The following is a 14066-nucleotide window of genomic DNA, read 5'->3' as shown; positions in this document are numbered from 1 at the left end:
AACCGCTGCAAACAGGAGAGCCGTTGTGTCCGACACGTCAGTCAAACGCCGCGACGACAGGGTCGGCTCCGAAAGCGCCGGACTTGCCGCGCCCGGTGCCCGCGCCCTGGGCAGCACGTTGCCGCGGCTCATCATGAGCGGACGGCTTGGATCGATGATCCTTGCCCTCGTTCTGCCGGTCGTCCTGGTCGTCATCTGGCAATTGGCGGGCACCAACGGCTCCCTGTTCGGCGGCGTTCTTCCGACTCCCGATCGCGTGGTAAAAGCGTGGTGGATGTGGGCGTTCGGCGAACGCGGTATGGGGCTCAACCCCTATAGCGGGACATGGCTCGCCAATGTCCTCTTCTCGACCCAGCGCGTGGCGCAAGGATTTGCCGTCGCGATCCTCATCGGTGTGCCTGCGGGCATCATGATCGGCTGGAACCGGCTATCGGCGCAGGTCCTCGATCCCACGATCCAGCTGTTGCGGCCGGTCCCGATCACCGCCTGGCTACCATTTTCGATCGCCGTTTTCGGCATCGAGAGTTTCGGCGCGATCTTTCTGATCGCCCTCGGCGCCTTTTATCCGATCGTCATCAACACCACCCAGGGCGCGCGCCACGTCGAGCGCAATCTCGTCCGCGCCGCGCTGATGATGGGCGCGAACCGTTTTGACATCCTGCGTTGTGTGGTCGTTCCAGCCGCGCTGCCCTCGATCTTCACCGGGCTGCGGATCGGGCTTGGCATTGGCTGGACCGCCGTGATCGTAGCCGAGATGATCGCCGTCAAGTCGGGCCTCGGCTACGTCCTTTGGGACGCCTATTACGTCGGCAGGATGGACGTCGTCATCGCCGACATGGTCTCCATCGGCCTGATGGGCCTTCTGAGCGACCAGCTCATTCTACTTGTCGAACGGTGGGCGCTCTCCTGGCGTCTTGCCGTCGCCAGCCGCTAAATCAGGGAACGATCATGGCGAGGATACAGGTTCGCGAAGTCGCGAAGGTCTATCAGGCGGTCACGCCCATTCGGGCTCTCGACTGCGTCGACATGGACGTGGCCGATGGCGAGTTCGTCGCGCTGCTCGGGCCATCGGGCTGTGGCAAGTCGACCCTTCTCAACATTCTGGCGGGTTTCGAAAAGAGCACCGAAGGCGTGGTCCTGATCGACGACGAACCGGTCGGTCCGCCCGGGCCGGATCGCGGCGTGGTATTCCAGGATGCAGCGCTGTTTCCCTGGCTCACCGTCTATGACAACGTGACCTTTGGTCCGCGCATCCAGGGCGTCGGCCGGGCCGAATACGACAGCCGGACGCGGGAGATGCTGTCGATCGTCGGCCTCAGCGAATTCGCCGATTCCTACCCCTCGCAACTCTCTGGCGGGATGCGCCAGAGGGTCGGTATCGCACGGGTTCTCGTCATGCGACCGCGCGCGCTATTGATGGACGAGCCCTTCGGCGCGCTCGACGCCCAGACCCGAATGGCGATGCAGGAACTCCTGCTCGAAGTATGGCAACGACTGAGCACGACCGTGGTGTTCGTCACTCATGATATCGACGAAGCCATCCTTCTGGCGGATCGGGTCTGCGTCATGTCGGCAAGACCGGCGTGCATCGCGCGGGAAATTCTCATCGACCTGCGTCGTCCGCGCTCCATCGACGATCTGACCAGCCCTGCCTTCATCCGGTACAAGGCCGAAATCATGGCCGAGATGCGCAGCGCCCACCAGCCAGCGGAGCCGATTCACGCATGAGCAATCCCCGCATTCCCTATCGCCTGTCCTCCGAACGGCCGGTGTTTCCGCCGATGCAGGGCAAGCGCATTTTCGTTCACCTCGTCGTCAACGTCGAGCACTGGCAGTTCGACCAGGCGATGCCGCGGACGATCATCACGCCGCCGCACGGCAAGGAGACCATTCCGGATGTGCCGAATTTCAGTTGGGCCGACTACGGGATGCGGGCCGGCCTGCCGCGCATTCTCAAGCTTTTCGCCGAACGCGGTGTGCCGGCCTCGACCTCGCTCAACGCCGGCGTGATCGCGGCCTACCCTCAGGCGGCGGATGCGATGCTGCACGCGGGTTGGGAATTCATCGGACACGGCGTGCATCAGCGTTCGCTGAATCAGGCGAGCGGTGGCGAGGAAGGCCTCGTGTCCGAGGCGCTGGATCTGATCACCCAATTCACCGGCCAGCCAGTGCGCGGCTGGCTCAGCCCCGGCCTTCGCGAAAGCGACGATACGCCGGATATCCTGATGCGGAAGGGTGTCGACCATGTCTATGACTGGGTGGTCGACGATTTGCCATCGTGGATCGAGACGCGACACGGCGACCTCATGGCAATGCCCTATAACCTCGAAATCAACGATTCGATCGTCTACGCGATCGAGAAGCATGCGACCGGCGAAATGCTGAGCCGCCTGCGTCATACGCTGCGGCTGTTCGAGCGTGAGGTCGAGGAAAATCCGAGAGTTCTGGCGATCGGGCTGCATCCGCATCTGATCGGCGTGCCGCACCGGCTACAGGAACTGGAAGACATGATCGATCTTCTGCAAGCATCCGATGACGTGCTGTTCACCACAGGCTCGCCGATCGCCGACTGGTTCGTTGCCGCGACAAAAGCGGAAGCCAGGGCGGACTCGCGCTGATGGATCTGCAGCTCAGCGACAAGCGCGTTCTGATCACCGGCGGCTCCAAGGGCATCGGCTTTGCCGTGGCGCAAGCCTTTGCGGCCGAGGGAGCATCGGTCGTGATCGTCGGGCGCGATCCTGAAAAGCTGGACGCGGCCAAGGCTCGGTTGACCGGGCACGGCGCGACGATCGAGACCCATGCGGCCGATCTGGCGATGCCCCAATCGCGGGAGGAACTCGCCGAAACTATCGGACCGGTCGATATCCTGGTCAACAACGCCGGCGCCATTCCAGGTGGCGACCTCCTAACGTTGTCGATGGAACGATGGATCGAGGCCTGGCAGTTGAAGGTCTTCGGCTACATCCATCTCACACAGCTTTTTCTGAAGCGGATGAAGGTGGCGGGCGGCGGCACCGTCGTCAACATTATCGGTGACCTCGGCCGCTCGCCACGATGGGACTACGTCTGCGGGACGACCGGCAATGCCAGCCTGATCGCCTTCACCGAAGCGGTCGGCGCCAAGTCGGTCGATTGGAATGTGCGGGTGTTCGGCGTGAACCCCGCCGGCACCAGGACGGACCGCGTCGTCGAGGTGGCTCGCGGACAGGCGCAAAGCACGCTGGGCGATCCGGATCGCTGGGCTGAAATGCTCGCCAATCGTCCCTTCGGGCGGCTGGCCGAACCCGAGGAAATCGCCAGCGTCGTCGCGATGCTGGCCTCGCCTCGCGCGGGTTATCTCTCCGGCACGGTGATCGATGTCGATGCCGGACTGCGGAACAGAAAATAGGACGGACACGTCAGGGTCCGCGGCCCGCCAAGGCGATCGAGACCTTGTGCGCGAGGACGAGATGGGCTTTGGGGAACCCACAAAATCTTGTGGTGAATCGGCTCCCGCGAGTGCGGCGGACCGTCTCTGCGACAAATACACCGTGGCCGGGGTTCGCTTTTTGGCGGGGTCGGAAGCCGCAATACAGACCGATATGGAGAATGAGAATGGACAGCAGGGTCGAGGGCGACGATCATCAGGATCTTCGGGACGCGCTGCGCGCGCTGTGCGCGGAATTTCCGGCGGAGTATCACCGCGCGCACGGCGCCGCCGAGACCTATCCCGAGGAATTCGTCGACGCCCTGACCAAAGCCGGCTGGCTCGCCGCGATGGTTCCCGAGGAGTATGGCGGCTCCGGCCTGGGCCTCCTTGAGGCGTCGATCGTCATGGAGGAGATCAACCGGGCAGGGGGAAACGCCGGCCACTGCCACGGTCAGATGTACAATATGGGCACCTTGCTGCGGCACGGCTCGGAGGCCCAGAAGGGCAAGTATCTTCCGAAGATCGCGTCGGGAGAGTTGCGGTTGCAGTCGATGGGCGTCACCGAACCCACGACCGGCACCGACACGACCAAGCTCAAGACCACCGCCGTGAAGAAGGGGGATCGCTACGTCGTCAACGGACAGAAGGTCTGGATTTCCCGCATCCAGCATTCGGACCTGATGATCCTTTTGGCCCGCACCACGCCGCTGGCCGACGTCAGCAAGAAGTCGCAGGGGCTGTCGATCTTCCTCGTCGATCTGCGGCAGGCGATCGGCAACGGCATGACCGTCACTCCGATCCGCAACATGGTGGGTCACGAGACCAACGAATTGTTCTTCGACAACCTGGAAATTCCGGCCGATAGCCTGATCGGCGAGGAGGGGCGGGGCTTCAAATACATCCTCGACGGTCTCAACGCCGAACGCACCCTGATCGCGGCCGAATGCATCGGCGACGGCTATTGGTTCACGGAAAAGGCCTCCGCCTATGCCAGGGAGCGCGTCGTGTTCGACCGACCGATCGGCCAGAACCAGGGCGTCCAGTTTCCGATCGCAAGGGCCTATGTGAACATCGAGGCGGCGAACCTCATGCGCTTCAAGGCGGCGCGGAAATTCGACGCCAACCAGGATTGCGGGGCCGAGGCCAACATGGCGAAGCTGCTGGCGGCGGATGCGTCCTGGGAGGCGGCCAACGTCTGCATGCAGGTCCATGGCGGTTTCGGGTTCGCAGAGGAATACGATATCGAGCGCAAATTCCGCGAGACGCGGCTTTATCAGGTCGCGCCGATCTCGACGAATTTCATCCTCTCCTATGTCGCCGAGCACGTGCTCGGCTTGCCGCGGTCGTTTTGAGCGGAGGCGGTAACAGGTTCGCACGCTGGGCCGTCTCGATTCGCCGTAGGCTTCTCTGTGCTCAGTTTAAAGGAAAGCAGCCTGACCTTGGCCGGAAGGTCCGCCAGCGCGGCCGGCCAAGTCACGGCGTGGCGCCACTGCACCGTTCCACATTGTCATATTCGGTGTGACCGGTTCTCGGCCATCCGAAGTTTGCGCTTGAACAAAAAAATGAATGTGGCAGTCTGAGTAAACCGGTTTAGTAAAGCGGTTTACCTGTATGCCATCGACGACAAGCGCCAAACTCTCCAGCATGAAGGACGTCGCCAAGGCCGCGGACGTGTCGGTTGCGACCGTGTCGCGGTATCTCAACCGGTCGCTGACCCTGCCCGCCTCCACCGCCCAGCGGATCGAAGCGGCCATCGCCAAGCTGGATTACCGCCGCAATCCCCATGCTCGCCGGCTCAGCCTCGGTCGCACGGACGTCATCGGGCTGGTTATTCCCGATATCACCAATCCGTTCTTCGCGACGCTCGCCGCCTCGGTTGAAGAAGCCGCAGACTCCTTCGGTCTCGGCGTTGCCCTGTGTTCGAGCCTCAACCGCCCGGGACGCGAGCTGAAATATCTCGATCAGCTGCGCCGCAACGAGGTCGACGGGCTGATTTTCGTGACCAACCACAACGATCGCGACGGCTCACTGGCCAGGGAAATTAATTTCGTTTCGCGGGTCGTCGTGCTCGACGAGGACGTTCCCGGCGTCGATGTGCCGAAGGTGTTTTGCGACAACGTCGCGGCCGGACGCCTGGCGGCCGAGCATTTTCTCAGCCTCGGGCATCGCTCGATCGCCTTTCTCGGCAGCGCGACCGACATGGTCAGCACCCAGGGCCGAATGGGCGGTCTTGCGGCGGCACTCCGCGAAAATGGCGCGAACGGCGCGATCAACTTTTCCCGGCATGGCGACTATACGGCCGAATTCGGCCGCGCGGCCGCGCGGGAGTTCATCGAAGCTGGTCTGCCGAGCAGCGCGATCTTCGCCGCGTCGGACGAGATCGCGCTCGGCGTGCTCGATGCGTTCCGGCAGGCTGGCGTCTCCGTTCCCGATGACGTCTCGATGATCGGCTGCGACGATACCGCCCCGCTCCACTTGCTCGATCCACCCTTGACGGCGATCCGACAGCCGGTTCGCGCCATGGGGCGCCGCGGCGTCGAATTGCTGATGGCCGGCGCACCGCCGGAGGGTGCGACGCCGTGCGAAGAACTGCTTCCTGTCGAAATCATCGAACGTGCCTCCGTTCGGCCGCCCACGGAGAGAGTGCACCAGCGCATGGCGGCTCTCAAAAAGAAAAGGATGTGACATGACCCTTCGATTCCAAAGGCGGACCCTTTTCGGTCTGGTAAGCGGCCTGATGCTTGCGACCACCTCGCTATCGCCGGCCTTCGCGCAGGATGCCGCAAGCCCGACCTATGCAATGGTACAGATCAACCAGCAGGCGTTGTTCTTCAACCAGATGATCGACGGCGCCCAGAAGGCGGCTGACGAAGCCGGCGCGAAACTCGTCGTGTTCAACGCCAACGACGATCCGGCACGCCAGAACGACGCGATCGAGACTTATATCCAGCAGGGCGTCGACGGCCTGATCGTCATCGCCATCGACGTCAACGGGATCATGCCGGCCGTCGAAGCGGCGGACAAGGCGGGGATTCCGGTCGTCGCCGTCGACGCGATTCTTCCCGAGGGGCCGCAGAAGGCCCAGATCGGCGTCGACAATGCCGAGGCGGGCAAGATGATCGGCGAATACATGAAGACCTATGTCGGCGAGAACATGGACGGAAAAGCCGTTCTCGGCATCGTCGGCGCGCTGAATTCCTTCATCCAGAACGTGCGCCAGGAGGGTTTCGAAAATGTCCTCAAGGGCGATGACAACATCGAGACCGTCGGCGTCGTCGACGGTCGCAACATCCAGGACGAGGCGCTGTCGGCCGCGGAAAACCTGATCACGGCCAATCCCAATCTCAACGCGATCTACGCGACCGGAGAGCCTGCCCTCGTCGGCGCGATCGCCGCCGTCGAGAGCCAGGGAAAGCAGGACAGCGTCAAGATCTTCGGATGGGATCTGACCGCGCAGGCGATCGACGGCATTGATGCGGGATTCGTCACCGCCGTGGTCCAGCAGGATCCCGCCGCCATGGGCGCAGCGGCGGTCAAGGCACTCGAGACGATCCGCACGGGCGGGACGGTCGAGGCGTCGATCTCCGTGCCGATCGAGATCGTCACAAAGGAGAATGTCGATCCCTATCGCGAGACCTACAATTGACGGTCCCACTGCAAGGAGAGGCCGGCCCACCCGGCCTCTCCACCCCCGGAGCTGAGCGGGCGCCTCGCGTTTCGCTGCGGCAGATTCGCAAATCCTTCGGTTCGATCGATGCGCTGCGCGGTGTTGATCTCGACCTTTACCCCGGCGAGTGCCTGGGCCTCGTCGGCGACAATGCCGCGGGAAAGTCGACACTGACCAAGGTTTTGTCGGGCACCTACATTCCCGATGGCGGCACCATCCTTATCGACGGGAATGCGGTGAAATTTCTCGGCCCCGGCGATGCCAGGGACCGGCATATCGAGATGGTCTTCCAGGACCTCAGCCTGTGCGACACGATCGACGTGACCGGCAACCTCTTTCTCGGGCGGGAGATCACCCGCGCCGGCTTTCTCGACCAGCGCGCGATGAAACGCGAAGCCCGCAAGATGCTCGATGCGCTGGAGATCAAGATCCCCAACCTGTCCTTGAAGGTCGCGCAATTGTCGGGCGGGCAGCGCCAAGCGATCGCCATCGCGCGTGCCGCCTCTTTCGATCCCCGCGTGCTGATCATGGACGAGCCCACCTCGGCGCTCGCGGTGGCCGAAGTCGAGGCGGTTCTCGCGCTGATCAACCGGGTGAAGGCCAGCGGTGTGTCGGTCGTTCTCATCACTCACCGGTTACAGGATCTGTTTCGCGTCTGCGACCGGATCGCCGTCATGTACGAGGGCACCAAGGTCGCCGAGCGCCAGGTCGAGGAGACCAATCTGGAGGATCTGGTGCGCCTTATCGTCGGCGAGGGGGTGCACTAACATGGTGACCTATACCAGCCGGTCGGAGGGATCGCGGACCAACGACTTCCTGTCCGAGCACGCCCAAGTCCTCTCCATCACCGGCTTCTTCCTCGTTTGCCTCGTCTTCTTCTCGTTCCAGACGGAGACGTTTCTGACCACCGGCAACGTTCTCAACCTGCTGCGGCAGGCCGCGCCGGTCCTCGTCGTCGCCAGCGCCATGACCTTCGTCATCACCACGGCCGGCATCGATCTGTCGGTCGGCTCCCAGGTCGCGCTCGTCAACGCCCTGGCCGCCATCGCCATCGCGGCCGGCGTTCCCTGGCCGCTGGTCGTGGCGATGATGCTGGCGACGGGCGTCGCGATCGGCCTGCTGCAAGGCTGGTTCGTCGCCCATCAGGCGATCCCGGCCTTCATCGTGACCTTGGCGGGGCTGTCGATCTTTCGTGGGTTGGCTCTGCTTTTGACCAAGGGCTATTCGATTCCGATCCGCGACGCCCCGGGCTTCACCTATCTCGGGCGCGGGGCGTTCCTCGGTATACCGGTCCCGGCGATCCTCGCGGTCCTCGTCGCCATCCTTGCCTATGTGGTCCTGACCAAGATGCGTTATGGCCGCCAAGTGGTCGCGGTCGGAGCCAATATGGAAGCGGCGCGCCGCGTCGGCATGCCGGCCAAATGGATCACCGCCTCGGTCTACGGTCTGACCGGCCTTGCCTCGGCCTTCGCCGGCCTCCTCATCGCCGCACGGCTCGGTTCTGGCTCCTCGAACGCGGCCGTCGGCTTCGAGCTCGACGTCATCGCGGCCGTGGTTTTGGGCGGCACCTCGCTGATGGGCGGCCGCGGCACGATCATCGGGACGGTGCTCGGAACCCTGACCATCGCGGTCATCGGCAATGGTCTCATCCTGATGCACATCTCGCCCTTCTTCACCCAGATCGTCACCGGCGTGATCATTCTGGCGGCGATCTGGCTGAACACGCGCATCTTCTCCTCTGGCCTGCGAATAGGGCGGCGAAAGACTTAGAAAGGGGGTCTCATGTCCCTATCGGATAACGGCGAGCGATCCGCGGCCCATGTCGGGTCGGGCCAGGTGATGACCGTGAATGGGCCGGTGCCGGTTGCAACGCTCGCGACCACGCTGATGCACGAACACATCCTCAACGACTGCCGCTGCTGGTGGAACCGGCCGACGGAGCCGGACCGTCAGCATCTCGCGACGTCGCCGGTCCATCTCGGGATCATCGGCGAACTCAGGATGGACCCGTTCGTCAATCTGCACAATTGCGCCCTGGACGACGAGATGCTGGCCATCGCGGAACTCGACTGTTTCGTCCGGTTGGGCGGCAGGACCGTGGTCGATCCCACCTGCCGGGGCATCGGCCGCAACCCTCAGGCGCTGTGTCGGATCGCCAAGGCGACCGGCCTCAACATCGTGATGGGTGCCGGCTATTATCTGCAGTCCTCGCATCCGCCCGAGGTCGCCTCGCTCTCGATCGACGCCATCGCCGACGAGATCGTCGCGGAGGCGCTCGTCGGCGTCGACGGGACGCATGCCAGGATCGGCCTGATCGGCGAGATCGGCGTCTCGTCCGATCTCACCGCCGACGAGGAGAAGAGCCTGCGCGGTGCGGTACGTGGCCAGGCGCGCACCGGCCTGCCGCTGATGGTGCATCTGCCCGGCTGGTTCAGGCTGGCGCACAGGGTTCTCGACATCGTCGAAGCGGAGGGCGGCGACGTCGCCCATACGGTGCTGTGTCACATGAACCCGTCCCATGACGATTTCGCCTATCAGGACGAACTCGCCAAGCGCGGCGCGTTTCTCGAATACGACATGATCGGGATGGATTTCTTCTATGCCGATCAGGGCGTGCAGTGTCCCTCGGACGAACAGAACGCGATGGCGATCATGCGGCTGATCGAAGCCGGTCATCTCGATCGCATCCTGCTGTCACAGGACGTCTTCCTGAAGATGATGCTGAGCCGGTACGGCGGCTTCGGCTATGACCACGTCCTGAAGAATTTCGTGCCTCGCCTCAAACGGCACGGGGCCAGCGACACCACCATCGACACCCTGTTGGTCGCCAACCCGGCCCGCGTATTCGCGTCGGCATCGCAACCGCTCTCTCCATCGCGACCTTGAAGGATTACCCGATCAAATGACGAAAAAAATCCTCCTCGTCGGCGAAAGCTGGGTCAGCTCCGCGACCCATTACAAAGGTTTCGACCAGTTCGGCAGCGTCACCTTCCATCTCGGCGCCGAACCGCTTGTCGCGGCGCTTAAGGGCTCGCAATTCGAGCTCGTCTACATGCCGGCTCACGAGGCGGTCGACAAATTTCCCTACGATCTGGCGGGATTGGAGCAGTACGACGCCATCATCCTGTCGGACATCGGGGCGAACTCGCTGCTGCTGCCCCCGGATGTCTGGCTGCACATGCGCACGGTGCCGAACCGGCTGAAGCTGATCCGCGAATGGACGCTCGGCGGCGGCGGCTTGCTGATGTGCGGCGGTTATTTCTCCTTCCAGGGGATCGACGGCAAGGCTCGCTGGGGCCGCACGGCGGTGGAAGAGGTTCTGCCGGTCACCTGTCTTCCCTATGACGACCGCGTCGAAATCCCCGAGGGCGCGCGCGCCGTACCGGTCGCTTCGCCCGACCATCCCTTGCTGGCGGACCTTAGCGGCGAGTGGCCCGTGCTGCTCGGCGTGAACGAGGTGATCGCCAAGGAGGGCTGCGAGGTCGTGGCGCGTCTGCCGGACGAGCAGGGCGGCCATCCGCTTCTGGTCAGCGGGACCTTCGGAAAGGGCCGAAGCATCGCCTGGACCTCGGACATCGGCCCCCACTGGCTGTCGCCGGCGTTTTGCGAATGGGACGGCTACGGCAGGCTGTGGAAGAACATCCTCGGCTGGCTGACCGAGGCGCGCTGATGGCCATGTCAAGCGACCCGAGCAACGCTTATCGTCTCCCAAGCAGGGCCGACAGTTCGGCACGGGTCGGAAAGGCCGATCGCGTGCCGGGGCGTGTGATGGTCAGCGCGGCGGCTCGTCCCGCGCATTCCAGACTGGCGCGGTCGATCCGCATTCCGGTTTCGGCGATCGCTGCGACGAGAACGGCGAGAAACGTGTCGCCGGCGCCCGTCGTGTCGATGACCGTGCAGGGTTCGGCCGGGACATGCTGCACCGAATTCGCGTCGCAGAGGAGGGCGCCATCTCCGCCAAGGGTGACAATGACGCAGGGAATACCGGCGGCGACCAGCGCCCGCCCCGCTGCCTCCCGGTTGCGCCCGGTGAAGAATTCGGCCTCGCCGTCATTGGCGACCAGCAGGTCGACCAATGACCAGAGTTCGGCGAAATCGGCATGGGCCGGGGAGGGATTGAAGACGGTCGTCAAGCCCTTCGCTCTTCCATGCGCGAGCGCGAACGCGGTGACATGTGTCGCCAGATTGCCCTGCAGGAGCAGAATGTCGCCAGGTTCTGCGTCGGACAGCGCGGCGACGATATCGTCGCGCGCAAGACTTTCGGCCGCCTGTGTGGTCGTCACGATCGAATTGTCGCCGCTCGCCGTGGAGAGGATGATGGAGACGTCGGTCGGCACGGACGCCTGGCACAACAGGTCGAGCGGCACGCATTCGCTCTCGAGTTCGCCCTTTAGCCACTGCCCTCGTTCGTCGTCGCCGATGGCGGCCAACAGCCTGATGGGAAGGCCCGCGCGGGCGAGAACGATCGCCTGGTTCGCGCCCTTGCCGCCGATATCGCGGGAGATCTGCCGCCCGAGGATGGATTCCCCGATTTTTGGCAGGACCCCGATCTTGAACGTCTCATCGGCCGCGACATTGCCGATAACATAAACAGTCATCACGATCTCAAGTTGGAATCAATATGCAGATTATATCTACAGAAAAACGAAGTGCAATATCCGAAATCTTCAAAAGAAATAAAGTAATAATCGGAGTTGTTCATTGCAAAGCCTTTCCCGGCGCACCCAATTTCCGGAATGGAAACATCACATCGGTCTATGACGCGGCGATGCGCGATGCCGAAGCTTACGTCGCCGGCGGTGTGCACGGGTTGATTATCGAAAATCACGGCGACATCCCGTTCCTGAAGCCGGATCTCATCGGCCCGGAGACCGCGGCCTTCATGAGCGTCGTCACCGACCGGGTCAGGCGGGAGATCGGCGTGCCGCTCGGGATCAACGTGCTTGCCAACGCCGCTATCCCGGCGCTAGCGATCGCCTTGGCCGGCGGCGCCGACTTCATCCGCGTCAACCAGTGGGCCAACGCCTATGTCGCGAACGAAGGAATCGTCGAGGGCGCCGCGGCGACCGCGCTGCGTTATCGCGCCCAGCTTCGCGCCGACAATGTCCGCGTCTTCGCCGACAGCCACGTGAAGCACGGCAGCCACGCCATCGTCGCCGACCGCTCGGTACCCGAACTGACCCGCGACATCGACTTCTTCCAGGCCGATGCGGTGATCGCGACCGGCCAGAGGACGGGCAACACCGCTACGCTGGAGGAGATCGACGAAGTGCGCTCCGCGACGCGGCTGCCGCTATTGGTGGGAAGCGGCGTGACCGAGGCGAATGTCGACACGATTCTTGCGCGCACCGAGGGCGTGATCGTCGCGAGTTCCCTGAAGGAGGGAGGCGTTTGGTGGAATCCCGTCGAAAAAAGCCGGGTGGAAGCTTTCGTTAACGCGGCGAGGAGGCAGATCGAGGCAGGGGAGCAGGCGTGACGCGACAGAGTCTCGATTTTGGCGATCAACTGGTCGCCGATCACACGGTTCTCTGGGACAGGATGCAGTCGCATCGGTTCGTCCTGGACATCGAGGCGGGGCTGCTGCCCGCGGCGGTGTTTTGCCGTTACCTCGTCTACGAGGCGGGATTCGTTGCGACGGCCGTCCGGATCTTCGCCTTCGCGGTCGCCAAGGCGCCGACGGTCCGCGAACAGGCTTGGCTCGTTGGTGTTCTCAAGGCGTTGACGGAAGAGCAGATGGAGTACTTCCGGGCGGCCTTCGATCATCTCGGCATCGATCCAGAACGATACGACCGCGACGATCCACAGGTGACCAACTTCGACCGGGGCATGTTGGAGACCGCCGAGACGGGAGGTTTCGCTGACATCGTCACCGCGATGTTCGCCGCCGAATGGATGTACTGGCATTGGTGCAGACGTGCCGTGCGGGCGGAGTTCGCCGACCCGGTATTGAAACAGTGGATCGACCTTCACGCGGCGGAAAGCTTCGGGGATCAGGCCCGTTGGCTCAAGGCCGAGGTCGACCGGCACGGGGCAACCGCCTCAAAGAGCGAACGGGAACGGCTATCGCGGCTGTTCGGTAACGTTCTGAAGCTTGAGATCGCTTTTCATGACGCCGCGTATGGCGACGGTTGATGCCGGCATGAGACGGCAAAGGCGAGACGCAGTCCTTGGAACAGACCCTTCGTTCCGCCTTGGGATTGGCGCTCCGGCCAGCGCAACGCCGAGAACATGAAACCAACGATCCCGGCAACCGGATGAAAAATCAAAGGCAATATCCCGGTCGTGTCCCATCCCGTGGTGTAACTGACGTTTGGCCTCGCGGATCGCGGTAGCGCTAAGCAGATCAGACGGTCATGCAGCAGGCAGGCTGAGGACGGGATCATTGCAGACGGGAGCGAGCGTTTCCAGCGTCATGTAGCGCGAGCGCTGGGCGGCCCATTCCTCGTTCTGCTCCATGAGGATGGCGCCGACGGTCCGAAGGACGGTGACGGCCTTCTCGTTCGGGAAGATGCCAACGACGTCGGTGTGCCGCTTGATTTCGCCGTTGAGCCCCATTGATCACGGCGTGATCGCCCAGGCGATGTGCAAAAAAGCCGAGAATTTCGAAAGCGGCAATCCAATTCGTGACGATATGCGAGCGGCTTTCCGCGTTTATCAGGGGAGTTCAGACGCTCTTCCACCGGTCTTCTGGCGCTACGGCATCGTGAGGCACTGGATTCGTCCACCGACGTCAAGTTACTGTTCTAACCGTCACACCCTGCGGTCACAGGAGGGACGGAATTTCTGGCGATAAGTACGCTGGATCAATGGCTTGAGCGAGAATCGGGCTGGAATCCCCCGTCTCCGCCATGCCTAAGCCATTGATTCATCGTCTCTGAGCTCGACTTTGGCCATTTTGAGCGGGTTTTCGCTCAAGCGTGGATCCAGAAATCCGGCTCGGCGGCGATATAGTCGAGAGCCTTGTCGAGCGGCATCGTGGCGATGCCGAAT

General features: G+C 63.1%; 14 protein-coding genes and 1 pseudogene. 13 read left to right on the top strand and 2 right to left on the bottom strand.

Features of this window, described 5'->3' with window-relative positions:
• Positions 1 to 25: 25 nt before the first annotated feature.
• The 11 genes from VQ045_RS12605 to VQ045_RS12555 all read left to right on the top strand — a co-directional run bounded on the left by VQ045_RS12605 (position 26) and on the right by VQ045_RS12555 (position 10746).
• Positions 26 to 934, top strand: coding sequence for an ABC transporter permease (locus VQ045_RS12605; protein ID WP_331830350.1), 909 nt, complete (start codon positions 26 to 28; stop codon positions 932 to 934).
• Between the two features lie 14 nt (positions 935 to 948).
• Positions 949 to 1728 carry an ABC transporter ATP-binding protein gene (locus VQ045_RS12600; RefSeq protein WP_327647269.1) on the top strand — a complete coding sequence of 260 codons (780 nt, stop codon included), beginning with the start codon at positions 949 to 951 and terminating at the stop codon, positions 1726 to 1728.
• Positions 1725 to 2618, top strand: a complete 894-nt coding sequence (locus tag VQ045_RS12595) for a polysaccharide deacetylase family protein (RefSeq protein WP_331830349.1) — start codon at positions 1725 to 1727, stop codon at positions 2616 to 2618. The genes VQ045_RS12600 and VQ045_RS12595 overlap by 4 nt, the downstream gene beginning before the upstream one ends.
• Complete coding sequence (locus tag VQ045_RS12590) at positions 2618 to 3388, top strand: short-chain dehydrogenase/reductase (RefSeq protein ID WP_331830348.1); 771 nt, start codon at positions 2618 to 2620, stop codon at positions 3386 to 3388. The genes VQ045_RS12595 and VQ045_RS12590 overlap by 1 nt, the downstream gene beginning before the upstream one ends.
• A gap of 206 nt (positions 3389 to 3594) precedes the next feature.
• Positions 3595 to 4761 (top strand): acyl-CoA dehydrogenase family protein, encoded by a 1167-nt coding sequence (locus VQ045_RS12585; RefSeq protein WP_331830347.1) that lies wholly within the window; start codon positions 3595 to 3597, stop codon positions 4759 to 4761.
• A 259-nt stretch (positions 4762 to 5020) separates the two neighbouring features.
• Positions 5021 to 6094 (top strand): LacI family DNA-binding transcriptional regulator, encoded by a 1074-nt coding sequence (locus tag VQ045_RS12580; RefSeq protein ID WP_331830346.1) that lies wholly within the window; start codon positions 5021 to 5023, stop codon positions 6092 to 6094.
• A 1-nt stretch (position 6095) separates the two neighbouring features.
• Complete coding sequence (locus VQ045_RS12575; RefSeq protein ID WP_442872903.1) at positions 6096 to 7055, top strand: ABC transporter substrate-binding protein; 960 nt, start codon at positions 6096 to 6098, stop codon at positions 7053 to 7055.
• Complete coding sequence (locus VQ045_RS12570) at positions 7052 to 7843, top strand: ATP-binding cassette domain-containing protein (RefSeq protein WP_442872902.1); 792 nt, start codon at positions 7052 to 7054, stop codon at positions 7841 to 7843. The genes VQ045_RS12575 and VQ045_RS12570 overlap by 4 nt, the downstream gene beginning before the upstream one ends.
• A gap of 1 nt (position 7844) precedes the next feature.
• Positions 7845 to 8846, top strand: coding sequence for an ABC transporter permease (locus VQ045_RS12565; protein ID WP_327647259.1), 1002 nt, complete (start codon positions 7845 to 7847; stop codon positions 8844 to 8846).
• Positions 8847 to 8858: 12 nt separating this feature from the next.
• Complete coding sequence (locus tag VQ045_RS12560; protein ID WP_331830345.1) at positions 8859 to 9962, top strand: phosphotriesterase family protein; 1104 nt, start codon at positions 8859 to 8861, stop codon at positions 9960 to 9962.
• Positions 9963 to 9978: 16 nt separating this feature from the next.
• Positions 9979 to 10746: a glutamine amidotransferase gene (locus VQ045_RS12555; RefSeq protein WP_331830344.1), complete on the top strand. Its 768-nt coding sequence runs from the start codon at positions 9979 to 9981 to the stop codon at positions 10744 to 10746.
• 28 nt (positions 10747 to 10774) lie between these two features.
• On the opposite strand, the gene VQ045_RS12550 is transcribed toward VQ045_RS12555, so the two are convergent.
• A complete protein-coding gene (locus VQ045_RS12550; protein WP_327624664.1) occupies positions 10775 to 11674 on the bottom strand; it encodes a ribokinase in 900 nt (299 codons plus the stop codon).
• Between the two features lie 23 nt (positions 11675 to 11697).
• Here VQ045_RS12550 and VQ045_RS12545 point away from each other — a divergent pair, with 23 nt between their 5' ends.
• Both VQ045_RS12545 and VQ045_RS12540 read left to right on the top strand, forming a co-directional pair.
• Positions 11698 to 12552, top strand: a complete 855-nt coding sequence (locus VQ045_RS12545; RefSeq protein WP_327647256.1) for a BtpA/SgcQ family protein — start codon at positions 11698 to 11700, stop codon at positions 12550 to 12552.
• Positions 12549 to 13208 carry a TenA family protein gene (locus tag VQ045_RS12540; RefSeq protein ID WP_327624666.1) on the top strand — a complete coding sequence of 220 codons (660 nt, stop codon included), beginning with the start codon at positions 12549 to 12551 and terminating at the stop codon, positions 13206 to 13208. The genes VQ045_RS12545 and VQ045_RS12540 overlap by 4 nt, the downstream gene beginning before the upstream one ends.
• Before the next feature lie 219 nt (positions 13209 to 13427).
• Here the strand turns inward: VQ045_RS12540 and VQ045_RS12535 are convergent.
• Positions 13428 to 13625, bottom strand: a pseudogene (locus VQ045_RS12535) (transposase); the annotation flags it as partial.
• Positions 13626 to 14066 lie beyond the last annotated feature (441 nt).

Source organism: Aurantimonas sp. E1-2-R+4 (assembly GCF_036549515.1).
GTDB lineage: Bacteria > Pseudomonadota > Alphaproteobacteria > Rhizobiales > Rhizobiaceae > Aurantimonas > Aurantimonas coralicida_A.
This window is presented reverse-complemented; position numbering and strand designations above follow the sequence as displayed.

Excerpts from the sequence above, each read along its gene's own strand:
- VQ045_RS12600 (WP_327647269.1), top strand. The coding sequence starts at position 949 with ATGGCGAGGATACAGGTTCGCGAAGTCGCGAAGGTCTATCAGGCGGTC.
- VQ045_RS12595 (WP_331830349.1), top strand. The coding sequence starts at position 1,725 with ATGAGCAATCCCCGCATTCCCTATCGCCTGTCCTCCGAACGGCCGGTG.
- VQ045_RS12590 (WP_331830348.1), top strand. The coding sequence starts at position 2,618 with ATGGATCTGCAGCTCAGCGACAAGCGCGTTCTGATCACCGGCGGCTCC.
- VQ045_RS12585 (WP_331830347.1), top strand. The coding sequence starts at position 3,595 with ATGGACAGCAGGGTCGAGGGCGACGATCATCAGGATCTTCGGGACGCG.
- VQ045_RS12580 (WP_331830346.1), top strand. The coding sequence starts at position 5,021 with ATGCCATCGACGACAAGCGCCAAACTCTCCAGCATGAAGGACGTCGCC.
- VQ045_RS12575 (WP_442872903.1), top strand. The coding sequence starts at position 6,096 with ATGACCCTTCGATTCCAAAGGCGGACCCTTTTCGGTCTGGTAAGCGGC.
- VQ045_RS12565 (WP_327647259.1), top strand. The coding sequence starts at position 7,845 with ATGGTGACCTATACCAGCCGGTCGGAGGGATCGCGGACCAACGACTTC.
- VQ045_RS12560 (WP_331830345.1), top strand. The coding sequence starts at position 8,859 with ATGTCCCTATCGGATAACGGCGAGCGATCCGCGGCCCATGTCGGGTCG.
- VQ045_RS12555 (WP_331830344.1), top strand. The coding sequence starts at position 9,979 with ATGACGAAAAAAATCCTCCTCGTCGGCGAAAGCTGGGTCAGCTCCGCG.
- VQ045_RS12550 (WP_327624664.1), bottom strand. The coding sequence starts at position 11,674 with ATGACTGTTTATGTTATCGGCAATGTCGCGGCCGATGAGACGTTCAAG.
- VQ045_RS12545 (WP_327647256.1), top strand. The coding sequence starts at position 11,698 with ATGCAGATTATATCTACAGAAAAACGAAGTGCAATATCCGAAATCTTC.